Genomic DNA, 18,505 nt, shown 5'->3' on the forward strand with positions numbered 1-18,505 from the left:
CATAAAGGAGGGGATAGCACTTTATTCCCTTCCTTTTGCTTTAATTCATTCCTTAGGAGAGGGGCCGTTCAGTGGGCAAATACATTCTTAGATCTTTGCTGCAAATGGTGCCGGTTCTATTTCTCATTTCCGCCATCGTTTTTGTGCTTGTACATGTGACGGGAGACCCGGTCAATCTGATGCTGCCTGAAACGGCGACAGAGGAGGATCGGGCCGTTCTGTCGAAGGCGCTTGGGCTGGACCGGCCGTTATATGTTCAATTCGGCCTATTTCTCTATAATGCTGTCCAGGGAGATTTCGGACATTCCTTCCATTACGGACAATCAGCTTTGCCGCTTGTGCTGGAAAGGCTGCCTGCCAGTTTCCAGCTTGCTGGAGCGGGAATGCTGATTGCAACGCTGCTTGCCATTCCGCTAGGCATTATTTCGGCGCTGAAGCGCAACACTTATTTGGATCTATTTATTTCAGGTTTGTCTGCGCTGGGCAAAGGAATGCCAAATTTTTGGACGGGCATTATGCTGATTTTATTATTTTCGGTTATATTGGGCATTTTCCCCGTTTCCGGAAAGGGCGGACCGGAGCATCTCGTCCTGCCTGCTATAACGTTAGGAGCCGGCATTGCGGCGCAAATGACGAGGCTCATTCGGGCAAGCATGCTGGAGATTTTGAATCAGGAATATATCCGTACGGCCAGAAGCAAGGGGCTGCTGGAAACCGTTGTTATTTTCAAGCATGCGCTGCGCAATGGATTGATTCCCGTCGTTACGATCATGGGCCTGCAATTTACAAGCCTGATTGGCGGGACGCTCGTAACCGAGACTGTGTTTTCATGGCCAGGACTTGGGCAACTGCTAGTGTCGGCCGTCAATACGCATGATATGTCGATTGTACAGGCAGCCGTATTCGTCATTGCCATCATCGTATTGGTTGTGAATTTATTAACGGATATTGTATACCGGTATCTGGACCCACGCATTAAATACAGTTAAAGCCAGAGGTGAGGCAGATGTCGTTATTATCCAAATCGCAAGCGGATGGCTTGCCGGGCAAGCGGCCTGAGGAGTCGGAAAGCAGATGGCGGCAGGGAATCAAGTCGCTATTAAAAAGCAAGACCGGTACGCTCGGTATTCTGATCGTACTCGCCGTATGCATCATTGCCATTGGCGCGCCGTTGTTTGCCACCCATGAGCCAGCGAAAATCAGCCCGGCGCAGAGGCTGCTTCCGCCGATGTGGCTGGAGGGCGGCATGCATGAGCATTTTCTGGGGACGGACAATTTGGGCAGAGACATTTGGAGCCGCATTGTTTACGGCTCGCAAGTATCCTTAATCGTCGGAATTGGAGCCGTTATGCTGTCGGGCGCAATCGGAGCACTTCTGGGCTTGCTGGCGGGCTTTTATGGAAAATGGGTAAATGCCATTATTATGAGGGTTGCCGATGCTTTTATCGCGATTCCAGCTATTTTGTTCATGCTTGTTGTACTCGCCGTACTTGGACCAGGACTTGGAACGCTAATCTTCGTAATTGGTGTCACCAACTGGGTTTCTTATGCGCGGGTTGTCCGCGGGGAAGTGCTCAGCGTGAAGGAACGGGATTTTGTAAAAGCTGCGCGAGCATTAGGCGCACGTAATGGACGGATTATTTTCACCCATATTTTGCCGAATGTATTGTCGTCCTTCATTATTATTTCCACGATGAGCGTGGCAACGACGATTATTATGGAAGCGTCACTCAGCTTTCTCGGACTTGGCATTAAGCCGCCTGCGGTTTCCTGGGGCGGGATGCTGAGCGATGGACGCCAATATTTGGCTACAAGCTGGTGGGTTGCTACTTTTCCGGGACTTGCCATTACGATTACGGTTCTAGGCGTAATCTTTTTCGGAGATTGGCTTCGCGATATGCTGGACCCTCGCATGAAATCGAAGGAATAAGAAGGGAAATGAGGGAGCAATATGCCGACACCTTTGCTGGAAGTTAAAAATTTGCATACGAGCTTTAAAACAGATAAAGGCGTGATTCCTTCCGTAAACGGTGTAAGCTTCTCCGTCGAAGAGGGGGAAACGCTTGCGATTGTAGGGGAATCTGGCTGCGGAAAAAGCGTCACTTCGCTGTCCATAATGGGACTCATCGCTTCTCCCGGTTCTATAACGGGCGGGGAAATTGCATTACAGGGTCGCGATTTGGTGAAGCTCTCCCGCAAGGAGCTGCGGAAGCTGCGCGGCAACGAAATGTCGATGATTTTTCAAGAGCCGATGACATCGCTCAATCCTGTATTTACGATCGGCAATCAGCTGTCGGAAGTATTTCGGGTTCATCAAGGCTCAAGCAAAGCGGAGGCCAGGCAGAAAAGTGTGGACATGCTGGAGCGCGTAGGTATAGCCAATGCTTCCAAGCTGGTTCGCCAATTTCCTCATCAGCTGTCTGGAGGAATGCGGCAGCGGGTTATGATTGCGATGGCGCTCGCCTGTGAGCCGAAGCTGCTTATTGCCGATGAACCAACAACGGCGCTCGATGTGACGATTCAGGCGCAAATTTTAGATTTGATTTCAACGCTCAGCAAGAAGCAGCAGACGGGCGTTATTCTAATTACGCATGATTTAGGCATTGTTGCGGAGATGGCGGATCGGGTTGTCGTTATGTATGCAGGGGAAGTCGTCGAAGAAGCATCGGTCATCGATCTGTTTGCAGCTCCGAAGCATCCCTATACAGTCGGTCTGCTCGGTTCTTTGCCAAGAATGGATGAGCACAGGGAGCAGCTCGCATCGATACCCGGCATGGTGCCTAATTTGCTGGACATGCCAAGCGGTTGTCCCTTTCACCCTCGCTGTTCCTATGCAGGCAGCGAATGCACCGTTATTAAACCGGAGCTTGAGCGAGTTGGCAATGGTCACTATGCGAGATGCCTGAAAAGCGAGGAGGTGTCATGATGAGCCAGAGCGACTTTAATGCTGCGCCCCTTCTGGAAGTGAAGGATTTACGAAAGTATTATCCCTTGAAACGGGGCTGGTTTGCGAGGGGGAATGAATATGTCCGCGCAGTAGATGGCCTCGATTTCACCATTAATCAAGGGGAAACGCTAGGCATCGTAGGCGAGTCTGGCTGCGGCAAATCAACAACGGGCGAGATGGTAGCGCAGCTGCTTGAGCCATCGTCTGGCGAGATATGGTTTGAAGGCAGGCGTCTTACGGGAATGAATGAGCAGGACATCCGGCATGTAAGACGGGAGCTGCAAATTATTTTTCAAGATCCCTATGCCTCGCTGAATCCGAGAATGACGATTAAGGATATTGTCGGCGAGCCGCTTAAAATTCATGGCCTGGCGAAGGGGCGAGAGCTGCATAGCGAGGTAGTGGAGCTGCTGGAGACGGTAGGACTTGGTGCACATCAGCTGGACCGCTATCCTCATGAGTTCAGCGGCGGACAAAGGCAGCGGATCGGTATCGCTAGGGCACTGGCGCTTAAGCCAAAGCTGATTATTTGTGATGAGCCGGTATCGGCACTGGACGTTTCCATTCAAGCGCAAATTTTAAATTTGCTGAAATCGCTGCAGCAGAAATTTTCGCTCACTTATATTTTTATCGCCCATGGCTTGCCTTCGGTCAAACATGTTAGCGACCGCATTGCGGTCATGTATTTGGGGCGAATTGTCGAGCTTGCCGGTCGTGATGACTTGTTTGCGCGGCCGAAGCATCCGTACACGCAGGCATTGCTTTCAGCCGTTCCTGTGCCTGATCCGACGATCCGCAAGGAGCGCATTGTGCTGTCCGGTGAGTTGCCGAGCGCTGTTAATCCGCCGACTGGCTGTGCCTTTCATCCCCGCTGCCCTTACGTACAGCCTATATGCAAAATAGAAGCACCTGCCTTAAAGCCTTCCGGCTCCCGGCACATGGCGGCCTGTCATTTTCCGCTGAACTAGACAAAAGCTAAGATCAAGAGGAGGCGCTTATATGCCAGAGCCTAAACGCTTAATCGAGCCAGAAGATTTATATAGGTACAGCTGGGTCAGCGATCCGGCGATTCATCCGGTTACATCTTCAGTAGCTTATGTGTACAAAGAAATCGATCAGGATAAAAATGATTATAAGACGCATATCCGCGTCGTAAGCATAGATGGCCGAGAGGATGCTTCATTAACGGATGGTCCAAAGGATTTTGCCCCAAGCTGGTCGCCGGACGGGCTGAAGCTCGGATTTTTGCGGGTGAACGAAAATGGCAAGCAGGTGTGGCTGGCAGATGTGAGTGACGGCACGACTGTCCAGCTTACTTCGGCAAAGCAAGGGGTTGCCGCTTTCGTCTGGTCGCCGGATGGGAATGCAATCGCCTATACGAGCCGAATCAGCGAGGAAGAAGCGCAGGAAAAACGCTCGCAGGACGAAATTCGCAAGCTGGAAGGCCGCCGTGGCCGAAGCTATGAGCGGACGATTCCGAAAGCTGAAGGATCGGGCTGGTGGGACGGCAGATACAGCCAGCTTTTTCGGGTTGAGGTTGCGAGCGGAGCAGTGACGCAGCTTACGGCAGGCGCATTCAATGTGTCACAGCCTATGTGGACGGGAGATGGGAGCAAGCTTGCTTTTCTAAGTAAAAAGCTCGATGATCCTAAGCTCGATGCCGATTTAATCTCTTATCAGGATTTGTTTACGGTCAGCGCGGCTGGCGGGGAGCTTTGCCGGATTACGAATCGTTCACTGAGCATCAGCGAGTTCAGCTTTTCGCCGGATGGCAGCACGATTGCTTTAATCGCTGAAGATCGCAAGTACGGCAGCGGAACGCAAAGCAGCATCTACACCGTGCTGAATACTGGGGGAACTCCTGTTGCATGGCAGGGGACGGATGTTCAGGTCGGCAATTATATTTTGAACGACATGCGTACGGCTGCTGTTAGGCCTGGTCCGTCTTTTGCTGCTGATGGAAAGAGTGTATTTGCCATAGGTACTTATCATGGACAAGCCCAGCTTTACCGGTTCAGTGCTGGAGAAGAGCCAGTGGCGGTCTCGCTAGGAGAACGCGACATTTACCAGTTCGCGGAAACGGGAGATGCCCGCTACTTCATTGTGTTATCTATGGATGCACATGGATCGGGCGAGCTTTACCGCCTGGATCGGCTTAGCGGAGAAGAGCTGCGGTTGACGTCTTGGAATAAGGCGGCAATGGAGGAGCTGGACATCAGCTTTCCTGAGACATTCTGGTTCGATTCCACGGATGGCGATCGCATCCAAGGGTGGATGCTGCGCCCGCCAGCGCTCCCTCAGGGCGCAAAGGCACCGCTGGTGCTTGTCATTCACGGCGGCCCGCATGCGATGTACGCGCCAACCTACAGCCATGAGCTGCAAACACTTGCTTCCGCAGGATATGCTGTTCTCTATGTAAATCCGCGCGGCAGCTTCGGCTACGGACAGAGCTTCGCGCAGAGCTGCAGAGGTGATTTCGGGGGCGGCGACTACCGTAATTTAATGGACGCCGTTGACGTGGCGCTCGAACGATTTGATTTTGTCGATGCTACGCGCTTGGGGGTTATGGGAGGAAGCTATGGCGGGTTAATGACCAACTGGATCATTTCCCAGAATAACCGTTTCCAAGCTGCCGTGTCACAGCGCTGTATTTCGAATTGGCTTTCCTTCTATGGGACGAGCGATATCGGGATTTCCTACACAGAAGGCATTGTGGGAGGGAACCCTTGGGAGCAGCAGGCCTTGCTGCTGGGCAAATCCCCACTTACCTATGTAAGCAGCGTGAAGGCTCCGGTGCTCATTATGCACGGGGAACAGGATTTTCGCTGCCCGGTCGGGCAATCGGACGAGTGGTACACCGCTCTAAAGCGGCTAGGCAAGCAAACGAAGCTCATTCGCTATCCCGGCTCCAATCATGCATTCCTCAAAAGCGGCAAACCTTCTTATCGCGTGGAGGCGCTTCGTGAAGTGAACGCTTGGCTGGATAATCATCTTGCCGCTGCTGGAGGAACAGGAGGAGTGCCAGATGAAGCATAAAATGCAGCTGCCGCTGCCGTTAGCTTTGCTAGTTGAGAACTGCCGAAGCAGCGGTGAATCGGATGCGCATATTGTAGCTTGCATTAAAAGCAAGGAGTTCTCATCCATTATGAATAGGACGGCCGAGCCATCAATGGCATTCGTAGAGCGGGTTCAGCTTGCGGAGGAGCTGCATATTGATTTGGAGGAAGCTTTCCGCAGCGGCTATGAATTCGGCTTTTTGCATTTGAATGGTTTGAAGAAGCTGCTTCGGTTCCGCTTCAGCCTTCAAGCGGAGCGGGATTATAGCAGCGTGGATGATGGAGTGCGAGGTTTTGAGCTGAATGAGCACGCAGCAAATGAGCTGCAAGCGCTTATTCATCGGCAGTGGCAGGTCGTTCAAGACAGGGAAGCAGATGTAAGTGGGAGAAGCTTGTTTTCCATTCATTTAAAGCAGGAATAGTAATGATTGGGGTATGGAGGGAAGGGCAGCTGATTAGCTGCCTTTTTCTACGGAATGCGTTAGTCCCGTCCCGCTTCATATAGCTTCTGCGCCAGCATGTGCGGCTCGGTTTTTGCGGTAGACAGATGGTCGCCATGCCCATATATAAGCCGGAATAAGCCCAGTCTGCTGGACATATGAGGATGCCAGCCATACATTTGATTATATTGTGGCATAACGTTATCTACTGTGAAGTACAGATAGCTTCTAGGAGTAGTGAGGCTGTAAAATTTTTTGAGATCCAGCTTTTCATAGGATGGGCCAGCTGGCTCTGGAGAAATTTGGCTGTACATATGTTTGGCCAGTCCTAGGCTTGCAAGATTGACAAAGGTTTCCCGAAAAAAAGGAAAAGGCAGCATAATCGTATCATCCTTGGAGCTTTCTCGCAGTTGTTGAAACAGGGCCTGGGCGGCGGGCGGGAACTCGTTCGCGACCATTTCTCCGTCATTGAGCACGAAGGCGTTGAAAAATACGAGACGTTTCAGGCGGTCCGGAACAAGCTCTGCCACTTTTTGAACTAATGAACCGCCAAAGCTATGGCCCACTAGGATAATTTGCCGCAAGTGATGGGCAATAATGTAATCTGCAATGGAGCGCGATAGCATCGCGTGGGTCACCGCTTTATTCGTATCCTTGCCATGCCCAGGATACTCTGGCGTATATACCGTATGGCCCATTTTGCGCAATTCGGCGGCTGTTTCGTCCCAAAAGCTGGCATCCGCCCAAGCGCCGTGAATGAGCACAAAGGTAAGCGGCTGCGTAGGCTCTCCCGGCTGTGCTTTCACGTGAATCGAGGCATGATGAGGCTGGGCTTGCCAGCCATTCATCGGATACGTGCGATAGTGATGGTGATTATGGCTTGCAAAAGTAGCAGGCATCTTCATATTCCTCTCAAACTAAGATGCTCCACTATATGCCCAGACTTGTAAATAGGTCAATGAACAGCAGGGCGAGCTGCCTATAGTAGCTCTGCTAGCCAGCTTCTCACTTGGCCGAGGCTGCAAGATGAGTATGAATATCTGCGATCATTCGTTTATATTCCTCACTAGCGGCTAGAGAGGCTGCATAACGCTCCCATTCCTCAATCGTTGCAGCGCCCATAATGACTTTGATTTTAAATTGCGCCAGCTCATTGTTTAGATCGGCATATTTGCCTTGATTCCAAAAGCTGTTAAGCTGCGGCAAAGTCGTGTCAGCATAAGAAATTTTGCTCCATTCGGAAGCTGCTGCTTCGTAAGCGCTCTGTATGCTGGCAGGCAATGCTGCCACACTTTGGTTGCCCTTAAGCATATCTTTTTGCCCGAACAAATGATTGATGGCGGAATAATCAGCGGCACCAAGCTCGGCGATTGTACCCCATTCGTTTTTCTCCGTCATTTCATAGCCGCGATTCAGCCAGTTCAGCAGCAGCTCAGGGTCGGTTCTCGACATGGTGCTAATGATGTACATCCCATTTCCCTCCAGCTTCCAAGGGGCAATCCTTGGGCTTGCTGAAGTAGCCTGGATGCCTGAGAGCGGCACCCACACCGCTTGCCCGGTTGAAAGCTGAGCTGCCTCAGTGACGCTCATGGCAGCAAGTCCTGTGAGATTTTCGCTCAGGCGGACTTTCGTCTGTTCGTCGCTTCTAGCCGCAAATTCTTTGTCTAATAGACCATCGCGATAAGCGCCGGCGAGCCATTTCAGCGCCAATGCTTGCTGCGGCTGGACGGCATGATCAATTAGCTGGCCATCTTTCATGGAGAAGCGGTCCGGGCTGCCTGTAAAAGCGTGCTCCACCCAAGATAATGTTCCAAGTCCGGCGTCATACGAATAGCCCGCTAATCCGATTGTGTCGTGTTTTCCATTGCCATCCGGATCGCTAAACGTAAATTGCTTTAATACCTCATATAGTTCATCCATCGTCTTGGGCTGCGCCAGATTCAGCTTATCCAGCCAATCCTGCCTAATGGCTGGGAAGGGGGCGTCATGATGATCACTGGGACGGGCAATGCCATAAAGCTTGCCATCAATGAATCGCCTTCCTCCGGCATTATTGCCAGCAAGCGCCTTTAAACGTGGAAAAGCTTCCAGCTGTCCCGTCAAATCAACTGCCAGACTCTCCAGCAGCTCATCATTGTATTGGTACGGATCTTCCAGCAGCATAATGGAAGCGGGCTGACCTGCGGCGAACATAACGGCCGTTTTTTGCTTATACAATTCAGGGTCAGCCAATTGCAGGCGTACATCGACGTTCATATGCTCCTGCATATATTTGAGCAGCGGCATAGGTGGAGTTACCGTGCCGTCATTTGGTCTTGTCATTACGCTAAACTGGGGGAGAGCTTGCGGATCGCTCACAAATGCAGTTCGGTTGAAGGCGTCCCAGGTGACGCTCAGACCGGCTGCTTCCGCAACGGTCCTCAGCGGCAGCCAGATCATTTTTCGCTCCAGATAAGGTACGGATTTCAAAGGGCTAAGCGGTTTTCCGCCCAGCTCCGCCTCCTTGCGATTCGCCCAAAATACGAGCTTAGGCTTGCGTGGGTGTTCAGCGATTAGCTGTTTTTCAGCGGCGTGCCAGGTTATATGGTAACCGAGCCCCTCCAGAAGCGCTTTTCCGGGAATCATGATCGTTCCTTCTATCATTTGCGGAGGCAGGGGAAGGCTGACAGTCGTATTTTGAAAAGAGACGGAAACACGCGATTGCGCCGAATTATTTTCAGAAGCGGTATCGTCCGTCCATGGGCTGGACATGCTGGCAGAAACATCGGACACAGCGGTGAATGCGGTTACAGTGGCGACTAGCGTCAGGCCAGCGAGCTTTGTTGCGTGCAAGAAACGTCGTTTCATTAGTCATCCTCACTTTCGGTATAAATAATGGCAATAATTACTAGACGTAATTTAGGCCAAAAGGTTACCGCTATATTCGAAAGCTTGGTCATTAAAGCGGATTAAAGGGGATTAAAGTGAATGAATTCCGATTAAATCGGATTTATTCGGATTAGTCGGTTGGAATCATGCCGAATAAATTTTATAATGGGAAGGGACAAGGCAAGTGTCTTTAAATATGTAGGAGGAAATGAATGATGGAAAGAGCGAAGGAGCTGTTCCTTCAGCATTTCGGCAGCTTTATGAGCATGCGCCGGGAAGGCGTGTATGAAGCGTACAAGCAGTTCGAGATTGATAGGGAAGTAGAAAATGAATGGATTAACGAATGTATAGACAGCTGCACGAAGCAATTATCGATTCGAGATTGGGAGGCGGCGTCCTCGCTGCTGGCCATTGTAAAGGTGCACAGTGACGAGCGAGTCCTGCAAAATGTGGTTGCCTTTGTTATGAAGCAGCTAATGAGTGCGGACAGCATCGTCAAGCTAATGTATGCGGAGCATTTGATTGAAATGGTTAAGGCGATTCGTCCAACGATTTCCGATGCCATTCGATTTGAGTCATATGAAGCAGCGCTATATTTGCTGGAGGATATTATTAAAAAGCCGCTGGTCATTGATCCAGGACATGAGCTGTCGCTTTTTAAGCTGAGAGACAAGAGATCGCTCAACAATCGCGCGCAAATCAGCATAGACACCATTAAAAACGACGGCTACTGGAAGGAATAACTACTGTAGAATATGTGTGAATAAAAAATAATACGAATTCATAATTCGACTCAACGATGGAGGAATCACATTGAAATTCAGACCTTGTATAGATATGCATGATGGAAAAGTGAAGCAAATCGTTGGAGAGACGCTCAGTACGGACAAGCAGGCGGTCGTGGAAAATTTCGTTTCCAGCCATCACTCCGTTTATTATGCTGAGATGTTCAAGAAGGACGAGCTCGTTGGCGGACATGTCATTATGCTGGGCGGCGGCAACGAAGAGGAAGCGGTTCGCGCGCTTCAGGCGTATCCGGGTGGCTTGCAAATTGGCGGGGGCATCCATGCAGGCAATGCGCAGCACTATCTCGGACAAGGCGCTTCGCATGTCATTGTGACCTCGTACATTTTCAGCAATGGACAGCTCAACCGAGACAACCTAGAAAGAATCGTCGCTGAGGTTGGCAAGGACAGATTAGTAATCGATTTGAGCTGCAAAGAGCGTGATGGCAAGTGGTATGTGGTGACGAACCAATGGACGCAGTTCAGTGATTTTGAAGTGAATGAGGCGAACATTCGGATGCTTGAGCAATTTTGTGATGAGTTTCTCATACATGCCGTTGATGTTGAAGGCAAGCAGAGCGGCATCCAGCAAAGCTTGGTGAAGGCGCTGGCAGAATGGGTTGCAATTCCTTGTACTTATGCGGGCGGCGCTCGTTCGCTGGCTGACTTAGAGCTGTTCAAGAGCCTCTCTGGCGGGAAGCTGGATATTACGATCGGCAGCGCATTGGATATTTACGGCGGCGCATTGCCTTACGAGCAGGTTGTTGCCTACTGCCAGAGCGATATAAGTTGAACGAAAGAAAGCAATGGGGCAGTGATGACCATCACCCTCATGCTAATCAATCGTCCAATTTATATAGCAAGCGATCAACGACAAGGGGGAGAATGAAAATGTGCCGAAATATTAAGCCTTTGTTTAACTTTGACCCTCCAGCAACGGAATACGAAATTATGGCGGCTTCACTGCAATTTGTACGCAAAATATCCGGCTATAACGCACCATCGAAAGCAAATGAGGAAGCTTTCCGCATCGCTGTTGCAGAAGTCGCGGCAGCAGCGGGAAAGCTAATGGATTCGCTTGTGACGAATGCCGAGCCGCGCAATCGCGAAATTGAAATAGAGCGTGCCCGTGCCAAATCAGCCAAACGTTTTGGCATAGGCAACGAATAGAAGCATAAATCAGCAGGAGATGGGGGAATTGTGATTGTGCCTCTATCTCCTTTTTTGAAATTTAGGAGTGGATTCGCGTATGAAATGGAAGGTTGTTGCTGATGGAAACCGTTATTTAGTTTGCCGTAAAACATGGCACTCGCCCGTATGGATGGGAATTGTAAAAAAAGACATTCGCAGTCTCACGATTAATAATCGCCCCTTTTCAGTTGAGGTGTTTGCCGACTGTTCGACGTCTCAGCTTGCGGAAAAATTGCTAAAGCTTGTGGAACGGCGTTAGATTAGCCGCATTTGAGATCAGCTGTAAAGAGGATTATAATGAAAGTAAGTTCGCGATTGTTTTACAAATGTGCGGTACACATTATCCTAATGAAATGGGGGATTTTACATATGAATCCAACACAGCAGCAATTAGAAAATTATGCGGCATTGGCCGTTAGAACAGGCGTCAATGTCCAAAAAGGACAGACGGTCGTTCTCATGACTCCGATAGCAGCGGCACCGCTGGCACGTTTGATTGCCGCCAAGGCTTATGAAGCGGGAGCCAAGCATGTGCAAGTGGAGTATAACGATGAGGAGCTTACTCGCATTAAGTACAAAATGGCGCCGGAAGAGGCTTTTGGCGAATATCCAATGTGGCGTGCTCAGGCATGGGAAGGGTATGTCGAGCAAGGAGCAGCGTTTATCACCATTTATTCGCCGAACCCAGAGCTTCTGAATGGTGTGGATTCCAATCGGGTTGCGACAGCAACGAAAGCCGCTTCGACTGCGCTCAGCGGTTATCGCGCTGCGCTGATGAATCATTCGAACGCATGGACGCTCATATCTTACGCGACTCCTGAGTGGGCAGCTAAGGTATTTCCGGATGTATCCCCAGAGGAAGCGGTGAAGAAGCTATGGGAGAGAATTATTGAGGCGACACGCATCGGTTTGGAAAATCCGATTCAAGCTTGGAGCGAGCATAATGCCAAGCTGCTGCAAGTGGTTGAGCTGCTTAATGGCAAGCGTTATCGTCAGCTTCGCTATCAGGCGCCGGGTACGGACTTAACAATAGATTTGCCAGAAGGCCACATCTGGCTGGGCGGGGCTAAGGCAAATGCCAAAGGTGTGCTGTTCAATCCGAATATGCCGACTGAGGAAGTATTTACGATGCCGCATAAGGATGGCGTAAATGGCACGGTTCGCAGCACAAAGCCGCTTAATTACAATGGACAGGTTATCGACGGTTTTTCCTTAACGTTTAAGGCTGGAAAGGTGACGGAGTATTCGGCTGAACAGGGCTACGAAGCGTTATCGCATTTGGTGGGAACGGATGAAGGAGCAGCGAAGCTCGGCGAAGTTGCACTCGTGCCACACAACTCGCCGATTTCCAACTCGAATGTCATTTTCTTTAATACCCTGTATGATGAAAATGCTTCCTGCCATTTGGCGTTGGGGCAGGCTTATCCGGTCAATCTGGCCGGCGGTACGTCCATGTCGCCTGAGGAGCTGCTTGCACATGGGGCGAATCGAAGTCTTGTGCATGAGGATTTTATGATCGGATCGGCTGAGATGAACATTGACGGCATCACGCAGGACGGATCAGCGGAGCCTATTTTCCGTGATGGAAACTGGGCAATCTAAATATTCAATATTCTAAAGCAAAAAGGAGCGGCCCCGATGCGGGTCGCTCCTTTTGTATTGAACGATAGACTATTTAGAAATTTATATAGTTGCCGACCACATATTATTATGATATATTTATGTGGTCGGCAACTATATAAAGTAAAGGGGCTTTAAAAATGACAAAGTTATGGAATACTATAAAAGTCGGAAACGTAATCCTGCAGCATCGCCTGGCCTTAGCTCCCATGACTAGATCCCGTGCACTTCACGACGGGACACCGGGAGAACTTAGTGCGCTATATTATGCGCAACGCGCTTCACTGGGCCTGCTCATCAGTGAAGGTACGCAGCCTTCAGAGGATGGCCAAGGTTATTTGTATACACCGGGTATCTATACCGCTGCACATATTGCAGGCTGGAAGAAGATAGCCGATGAAGTTCACCAAGCTGGCGGATATTTAGTCATCCAATTAATGCATGTGGGGCGCATGTCGCATTCGGAAAATACGCCACATCATCGCCAGCCGGTTGCACCGTCTGCCATTGCACCCAAGGCACAGATGTTTACTGCAACCGGAATGCAGGATATTCCCGTTCCGCGCGAGTTAAGCCTTGAAGATGTCAAGGCGACCGTTGAAGATTTCCGCAAGGCAGCCGCAGCCGCCATTCAGGCTGGAGCGGATGGTGTGGAGATTCATGGGGCAAACGGTTATTTGATTCATCAATTTATTTCAGAGAATGCAAATGTACGAACAGACCAGTATGGTGGATCGATTGAAAATCGCACACGTTTTGCCATTGAAGTAGCAACAGCCGTAGCAGAAGAAATTGGAGCTGAGCGTACAGGCTTCCGTATCTCTCCTGGAGTTCCACTGGGAGACCTTGTTGAGGGCAATAAAGGGCCGGAAGTATACAAATACTTGATTTCAGAACTTGCCAAACTTAACCTGGCTTATCTTCATGTCTTGCATAGCGGCAATGAAGAGACGCTTCGTGAAATTCGCTCAGCTTGGCCGACTGTGCTCATGGTTAATCGTCCGAGCCGCCCTCTGGAGGAACTAAGCCGAGACGTTGATGCAGGAGTTGCAGATATCGTATCGGTAGGCACTTGGGCGCTTGCCAATCCTGACTTTGTGGAACGTTTGAAAGCAGGCGGTCCGCTGAACGAAGCTGATCCGTCCACCTTTTATGGTGGTGACCAACGCGGCTACACGGATTACCCTGCAATGAATTGAATTCAGATCTAAATGGATGTGCATTGCTTGCGCCATTTCATAAGTGACGGGCTATGGTGTGGCTTGAACTTTTTTTATCGTCAAATAAAGCCAAAAAGAGACCATGTTAAGCAACTGCATCTTTACAATCGAGGGGTTATCCACTACCCTTGAATAATCAGTAAAGCAACTGCAGGAGGTTAAGTTAAACATGGATGGGATAGAGAATGGTTTATCCGAAGGATTGCCCAAAGAAGAAATGCAAGCGATTCAACGGTTCCCAATAAATTTTGCTATCTTTTCCCTAGCCAGGTCCCATCGGGGTTTGGCTGCACACTTACTACGCGACATAGGCTTGTACGCTGGCCAGGAAATTATGCTTATGCAGTTAGGGGAGCAAGATGAGCAATCGCAACAAAGTCTGGGCTTCACAATGCGACTGGACCATTCGACAGTGGCCAAATCGGTTCGACGCCTGGAGGATGCGGGATTGGTCACTCGTTCACGCTCGCCAAAGGACGGGCGTGTTACGCTTGTAAAACTAACAGAAGTGGGCCGCGAGCTTGTAGCGAAGTCCACCGCCGTTTGGACAGAAATGGAAAGGATAACGTCGAAAGGGCTTTCGGAGCAAGAAAAAGAGCTGTTAATCTCTTTATCGCAAAAGATTTCAGCTAACATGGAAAGTAAAATATAATGCCGTCATGACGCAGATCCGGAATTCCCTATCGTGCTGCATTTCTCGCAATGAAGTCAGCGATCGTGTACGGCAAATTTTAGCCAAGAAATAGAGATTTAGGAGATTGTTGCATTAAAAAGAGCATGCTCGATACGGAGCATGCTCTTTTTAATTGCTTAGTTACGTTCAATATGCTTGTAGATTGCTTCATCTTTTGACTTGACTTGTTCTCTCCATATAGTTCGTTTAGATGCTCGATATGAGACATTCCCCATGCATTCATTGCCTGCAATTGCGAGGTGAGCATTTTTTTAGTGATGTCAGGAAATGTTAGGATAGTTCTAGTATTTCAATGATAGATAACATAACGCAAAATTCGTCATTGACAGTAGAAAAGGGCGGTGCTATTATAATTAAAACCTATAATGTTAGATAAACTAACATTAAATCATAAAAGCATTGCTCTTGTATAAGCCCATTAATAAGGAATGGGCGTTTCTACAGGCAACCGAGAATTGCCCCAGGCTACAAGAGACTGAAAGCGACTAATTTTTCCTGTTTTGCAGTGCCCTAGGGCTGATTGCAGCAGGGAAATGAAGCTGAAGTCTCTTAAGTCTGGGGTTTTTAATTAGAGAAATTTAAGGGAGAGAAGCGCATGAGCCTCACAAGCACCAGACTGTCCGATTCCATTGCTAATGCCAGAACGGTCAAAATTCAGAAAACGAAGGATACCTTTTATGACTTCAAACTTTATCCGTTCGGCGAGCGGGGAACGTATATTGCACCGGAGCTTATAAATGAAATTACCGATAATTTGGCGGTGAGCATTCAGGAGCATTTTCAGGATTACGATTATATCGTATCGCCAGAGCCCGGAGGTCACACATGGGGGATGCTTGCGGCGTATAAGCTCCTGAAGCCGATTAACATTTTAAGGCTGAGCACGGATTTATATAAAGATATTCATCTGGAGGCCAAGCGCGAAACGGCGTACAACGAAAATCGCATTTGCTTTGACGGCTTTCAGGCAGGCGACCATGTTCTGCTCGTTGATGATGTAATCAGCTCCGGTGCAACGATTCGCTCGATTGCTGCCCAAATGGAAGCGATGGGCGTCAAGCTCGTCGGCGTGCAGGCGATTATAGCCAAAGGTGAGCATTACCGCAAGCTGGAGGAAGACTTGAACGTTCCGGTACGCATTCTTAGCCAAGTTTAATTGGAACGCGCGGTATAAACAGGCAGCCCATACACGCTATAGTCAAAGCGGTTAATTACGATAAAGAGGTGGACAATATGACAATTATGGAGCAAAACACGAAGGCGGCAGCTAAAAAAAGAGAAGAAAGCGATTTGCCGCGGAATTGTACCTTTTCCTCTGAGGATTGGCATGTATTGGCGCAATATTGGTATCCGATCGCGATTGCAAACGAGATTGCAGATAAGCCGGTTGCGGTAACTCTGCTTGATATGAAGCTCGTCTGTTACCGCAGCAGCGACCGGGTTGTCGTCGCCCGTGACCTTTGCTTTCACCGCGGAGCCCCGCTAAGCAAGGGCTGGATTGAAAATGGCGAAATCGTGTGTCCGTATCATGGTTTCCGCTACAATTGCGAAGGCAAATGCACGGCGGTGCCCGCGCATCCCAATTCGCGTATCTCTCCTAAACTAAAGCTCATCACATATCCGGCTGTAGAGCGTTATGGCTTGATTTGGACGTCGCTGATGTCCTTGGAGGAAAATATTCCGGCATTCCCCCGCTGGGATGATCCCGATTATCTGAATATTTTGCCGCCGAGCTTTGATATTGCCGGCTCTGCTGGACGCCAAATGGAAGGTTTCCTGGATGTGTCGCATTTCGCTTATGTGCATACGGAAACGTTCGGCGACCGCAACAACACCGAGGTGCCGCAATATAAGGTGAAGCGGGAAGGGCAGGAGCTGCTTGCGGAATATTGGAGCACCGTCAGCAACTATGGCAAGGGACAGGATAACCCGGCTCCTGATGACTTTATGTGGCTGCGTGAATTCCGTGTATTTCCGCCGTTCGCTGCATCGCTCACCGTATATTTTCCAGATGAGGGGAAATTAAATATTTTAAACTGCGCATCTCCGGTATCGGCCCGATATACAAGGCTTTTCTGCCCAATATCGCGTAATTTTGATAAAACTGCTCCGATTCAAGATACGATTGATTTTAACCTAAAGGTGTTCCAAGAGGATGCCGAAATGGTCGAAGCACAGACACCGGAGGATTTGCCGCTCGATCTACAGGCTGAAGCACATATTCCGGCAGACCGGACCTCGATTGCTTACCGCCAGCTGTTGACCGAGCTGGGTCTTGGCAAAAACTACACGTCCTAATACCTTTATATAATAAGATTTGTTATCGAGTAGGAAACAAGAGGCTGGCCATCTGGGCCGGCTCTTTTCCTGTTTTATGGCGAGTTCATTTGCAATTGTGCTTTTTTGAGCCAGAAAGCAGATTTTCTGCTGCTGCTAATGATAAAGTAATAGAGAATGAGATTTGATGCCGACTTTGGAGATGACAACTTGAGAAAATTGAGTCTTTATTATTTCTTTTATTATTTAGCTGCGTCATCCTTTGGTCCTTACATTAGCATTTATTTAAGCGAGAAGGGGATTAGCCTCATAAGCATTGGCTTGATTTTGTCGATGCTTTCGCTTACAGGCATCCTTGCTCAGCCGTTTATGGGGATTTTAAATGATCGATTATCTGACCCTAGACGTATCGTGCTGCTGTGCCTGCTGCTCATGCCATTATTTGCTTTGGGCTATTATTATTTTGATACGGTCTTTGCGCTGTGCCTGGTGTCTTTCTTCTATGCCATGTTCCAAGCGTCCTCTGCTCCTTTGAGCGATGTGCTGACGGTTGAAATCGCTAACAGCCAAGGTTTCTCCTTCGGAAGCATAAGACTATGGGGTGCGCTGAGCTTTGCGCTCGGCTCGTTCATTACCGGATTCGTGTATGGAAAAATCGGATATGGTGCCAGCTTTATTAGCTACGCTCTGCTGATGGTTTTGGCGCTCGTTACGTTCTATACCGTCCCATATAAGACTGTGACGAGAGCTAAAGTGTCCTTGAAGCAGCATGCTTCGCAAATCTTGAAGCACCAAAGCTTTTTGACTTTTGTGCTGTTCAGCTTTCTCATCGCTACGTCGATCGCGATTAATTTTAACTTCCTCCCGATTTACTTCAAGGAGGCAGGCTTTGATAAAGGCTGGATTGGGGCAGCCTACAGCATTGCCGCCATTATTGAGGTTCCAATGTTCTGGTTCGCGGTTAAGCTGCATAGGCGCTTTGGCTTAATTCCAATGATGATGCTGGCGGCTCTATGCTACAGCTTGAAATGCCTCGTTATGGCTTTCTCTACTCAGGTGGGACTAGTGCTTGCGGTGCAGCTGTTTGATGGCATCGCCTTTGCGTTCATGGCAAGCGCTTCGGTAGAGGTGATTAACCGCTATGCGCCGAGCTATGCCAAAGCGACGTATCAGACCTTATTTGTGGCGCTTACTTCCGGAATTGGAGGCATTATCGGAAGTGCCCTGGGCGGTGTGGTCATTACGCATTGGGGCGTCAACCGGTTGTATTTGTTGCTGTTCAGCTTGTGCTTTATTGCACTGGTCGGTTTTACGGCAAGGCGCAGGCAGCTTGAGCCCCGCTCTGACGGGGCGGTAAACCAAGAAGGAGAAATGATTCCTTCCTAAAAATAGAGCAGATGCCCGGAA

Annotated in this window: 18 protein-coding genes and 1 riboswitch; of the genes, 16 read left to right on the forward strand and 2 right to left on the reverse strand. The window is 49.4% G+C overall.

Going from position 1 to position 18,505, the window contains the following annotated elements; translation table 11 throughout:
• Positions 1-71: 71 nt before the first annotated feature.
• From MHB80_RS13780 to MHB80_RS13805, 6 genes are read left to right on the forward strand one after another with little or no spacing between them, the layout of a single operon-like run.
• On the forward strand, positions 72-989 hold the full coding sequence (locus MHB80_RS13780) for an ABC transporter permease (RefSeq protein ID WP_341282654.1): 918 nt from the start codon (positions 72-74) through the stop codon (positions 987-989).
• A gap of 17 nt (positions 990-1,006) precedes the next feature.
• Positions 1,007-1,930 carry an ABC transporter permease gene (locus tag MHB80_RS13785; protein WP_341282655.1) on the forward strand — a complete coding sequence of 308 codons (924 nt, stop codon included), beginning with the start codon at positions 1,007-1,009 and terminating at the stop codon, positions 1,928-1,930.
• Positions 1,931-1,951: 21 nt separating this feature from the next.
• Positions 1,952-2,926 (forward strand): ABC transporter ATP-binding protein, encoded by a 975-nt coding sequence (locus MHB80_RS13790; RefSeq protein ID WP_341282656.1) that lies wholly within the window; start codon positions 1,952-1,954, stop codon positions 2,924-2,926.
• A complete protein-coding gene (locus MHB80_RS13795; protein ID WP_341282963.1) occupies positions 2,926-3,915 on the forward strand; it encodes a dipeptide ABC transporter ATP-binding protein in 990 nt (329 codons plus the stop codon). The genes MHB80_RS13790 and MHB80_RS13795 overlap by 1 nt, the downstream gene beginning before the upstream one ends.
• Before the next feature lie 31 nt (positions 3,916-3,946).
• Positions 3,947-5,983, forward strand: coding sequence for a S9 family peptidase (locus MHB80_RS13800; protein ID WP_341282657.1), 2,037 nt, complete (start codon positions 3,947-3,949; stop codon positions 5,981-5,983).
• Positions 5,973-6,425 carry a hypothetical protein gene (locus MHB80_RS13805; protein ID WP_341282658.1) on the forward strand — a complete coding sequence of 151 codons (453 nt, stop codon included), beginning with the start codon at positions 5,973-5,975 and terminating at the stop codon, positions 6,423-6,425. Before MHB80_RS13800 ends, MHB80_RS13805 begins: the two co-directional genes overlap by 11 nt.
• 59 nt (positions 6,426-6,484) lie before the next feature.
• On the opposite strand, the gene MHB80_RS13810 is transcribed toward MHB80_RS13805, so the two are convergent.
• A complete protein-coding gene (locus MHB80_RS13810) occupies positions 6,485-7,342 on the reverse strand; it encodes an alpha/beta hydrolase (RefSeq protein ID WP_341282659.1) in 858 nt (285 codons plus the stop codon).
• Between the two features lie 106 nt (positions 7,343-7,448).
• On the reverse strand, positions 7,449-9,290 hold the full coding sequence (locus MHB80_RS13815; RefSeq protein ID WP_341282660.1) for an extracellular solute-binding protein: 1,842 nt from the start codon (positions 9,288-9,290) through the stop codon (positions 7,449-7,451).
• Positions 9,291-9,523: 233 nt separating this feature from the next.
• On the opposite strand from MHB80_RS13815, the gene MHB80_RS13820 reads away from it, so the two are divergent.
• From MHB80_RS13820 to MHB80_RS13865, 10 genes are all read left to right on the forward strand, one after another.
• Complete coding sequence (locus MHB80_RS13820; protein ID WP_341282661.1) at positions 9,524-10,054, forward strand: hypothetical protein; 531 nt, start codon at positions 9,524-9,526, stop codon at positions 10,052-10,054.
• 70 nt (positions 10,055-10,124) lie between these two features.
• Entirely contained in the window at positions 10,125-10,889 is a 765-nt protein-coding gene (hisA, locus tag MHB80_RS13825; protein ID WP_341282662.1) for a phosphoribosylformimino-5-aminoimidazole carboxamide ribotide isomerase, read from the forward strand.
• 98 nt (positions 10,890-10,987) lie between these two features.
• Positions 10,988-11,266 (forward strand): DUF2277 domain-containing protein, encoded by a 279-nt coding sequence (locus MHB80_RS13830; protein ID WP_341282663.1) that lies wholly within the window; start codon positions 10,988-10,990, stop codon positions 11,264-11,266.
• A gap of 79 nt (positions 11,267-11,345) precedes the next feature.
• Positions 11,346-11,546: a hypothetical protein gene (locus MHB80_RS13835; protein WP_341282664.1), complete on the forward strand. Its 201-nt coding sequence runs from the start codon at positions 11,346-11,348 to the stop codon at positions 11,544-11,546.
• Between the two features lie 110 nt (positions 11,547-11,656).
• Complete coding sequence (locus MHB80_RS13840; protein ID WP_341282665.1) at positions 11,657-12,889, forward strand: aminopeptidase; 1,233 nt, start codon at positions 11,657-11,659, stop codon at positions 12,887-12,889.
• Positions 12,890-13,047: 158 nt separating this feature from the next.
• The gene (locus MHB80_RS13845; protein ID WP_341282666.1) at positions 13,048-14,106 is read left to right on the forward strand and encodes an alkene reductase; all 1,059 of its coding nucleotides are present in this window, start codon (positions 13,048-13,050) and stop codon (positions 14,104-14,106) included.
• A 190-nt stretch (positions 14,107-14,296) separates the two neighbouring features.
• The gene (locus MHB80_RS13850) at positions 14,297-14,779 is read left to right on the forward strand and encodes a MarR family transcriptional regulator (protein WP_341282667.1); all 483 of its coding nucleotides are present in this window, start codon (positions 14,297-14,299) and stop codon (positions 14,777-14,779) included.
• A 427-nt stretch (positions 14,780-15,206) separates the two neighbouring features.
• Positions 15,207-15,309: riboswitch (purine riboswitch) on the forward strand.
• 107 nt (positions 15,310-15,416) lie between these two features.
• The gene (locus MHB80_RS13855; RefSeq protein WP_341282668.1) at positions 15,417-15,977 is read left to right on the forward strand and encodes a phosphoribosyltransferase; all 561 of its coding nucleotides are present in this window, start codon (positions 15,417-15,419) and stop codon (positions 15,975-15,977) included.
• A gap of 86 nt (positions 15,978-16,063) precedes the next feature.
• On the forward strand, positions 16,064-17,119 hold the full coding sequence (locus MHB80_RS13860) for an aromatic ring-hydroxylating dioxygenase subunit alpha (protein ID WP_341282964.1): 1,056 nt from the start codon (positions 16,064-16,066) through the stop codon (positions 17,117-17,119).
• Positions 17,120-17,308: 189 nt separating this feature from the next.
• Positions 17,309-18,484, forward strand: a complete 1,176-nt coding sequence (locus MHB80_RS13865) for an MFS transporter (protein WP_341282669.1) — start codon at positions 17,309-17,311, stop codon at positions 18,482-18,484.
• Positions 18,485-18,505: the final 21 nt, after the last annotated feature.

The sequence above is a fragment of the Paenibacillus sp. FSL H8-0537 genome (assembly GCF_038051995.1).
Taxonomy (GTDB): domain Bacteria; phylum Bacillota; class Bacilli; order Paenibacillales; family Paenibacillaceae; genus Pristimantibacillus.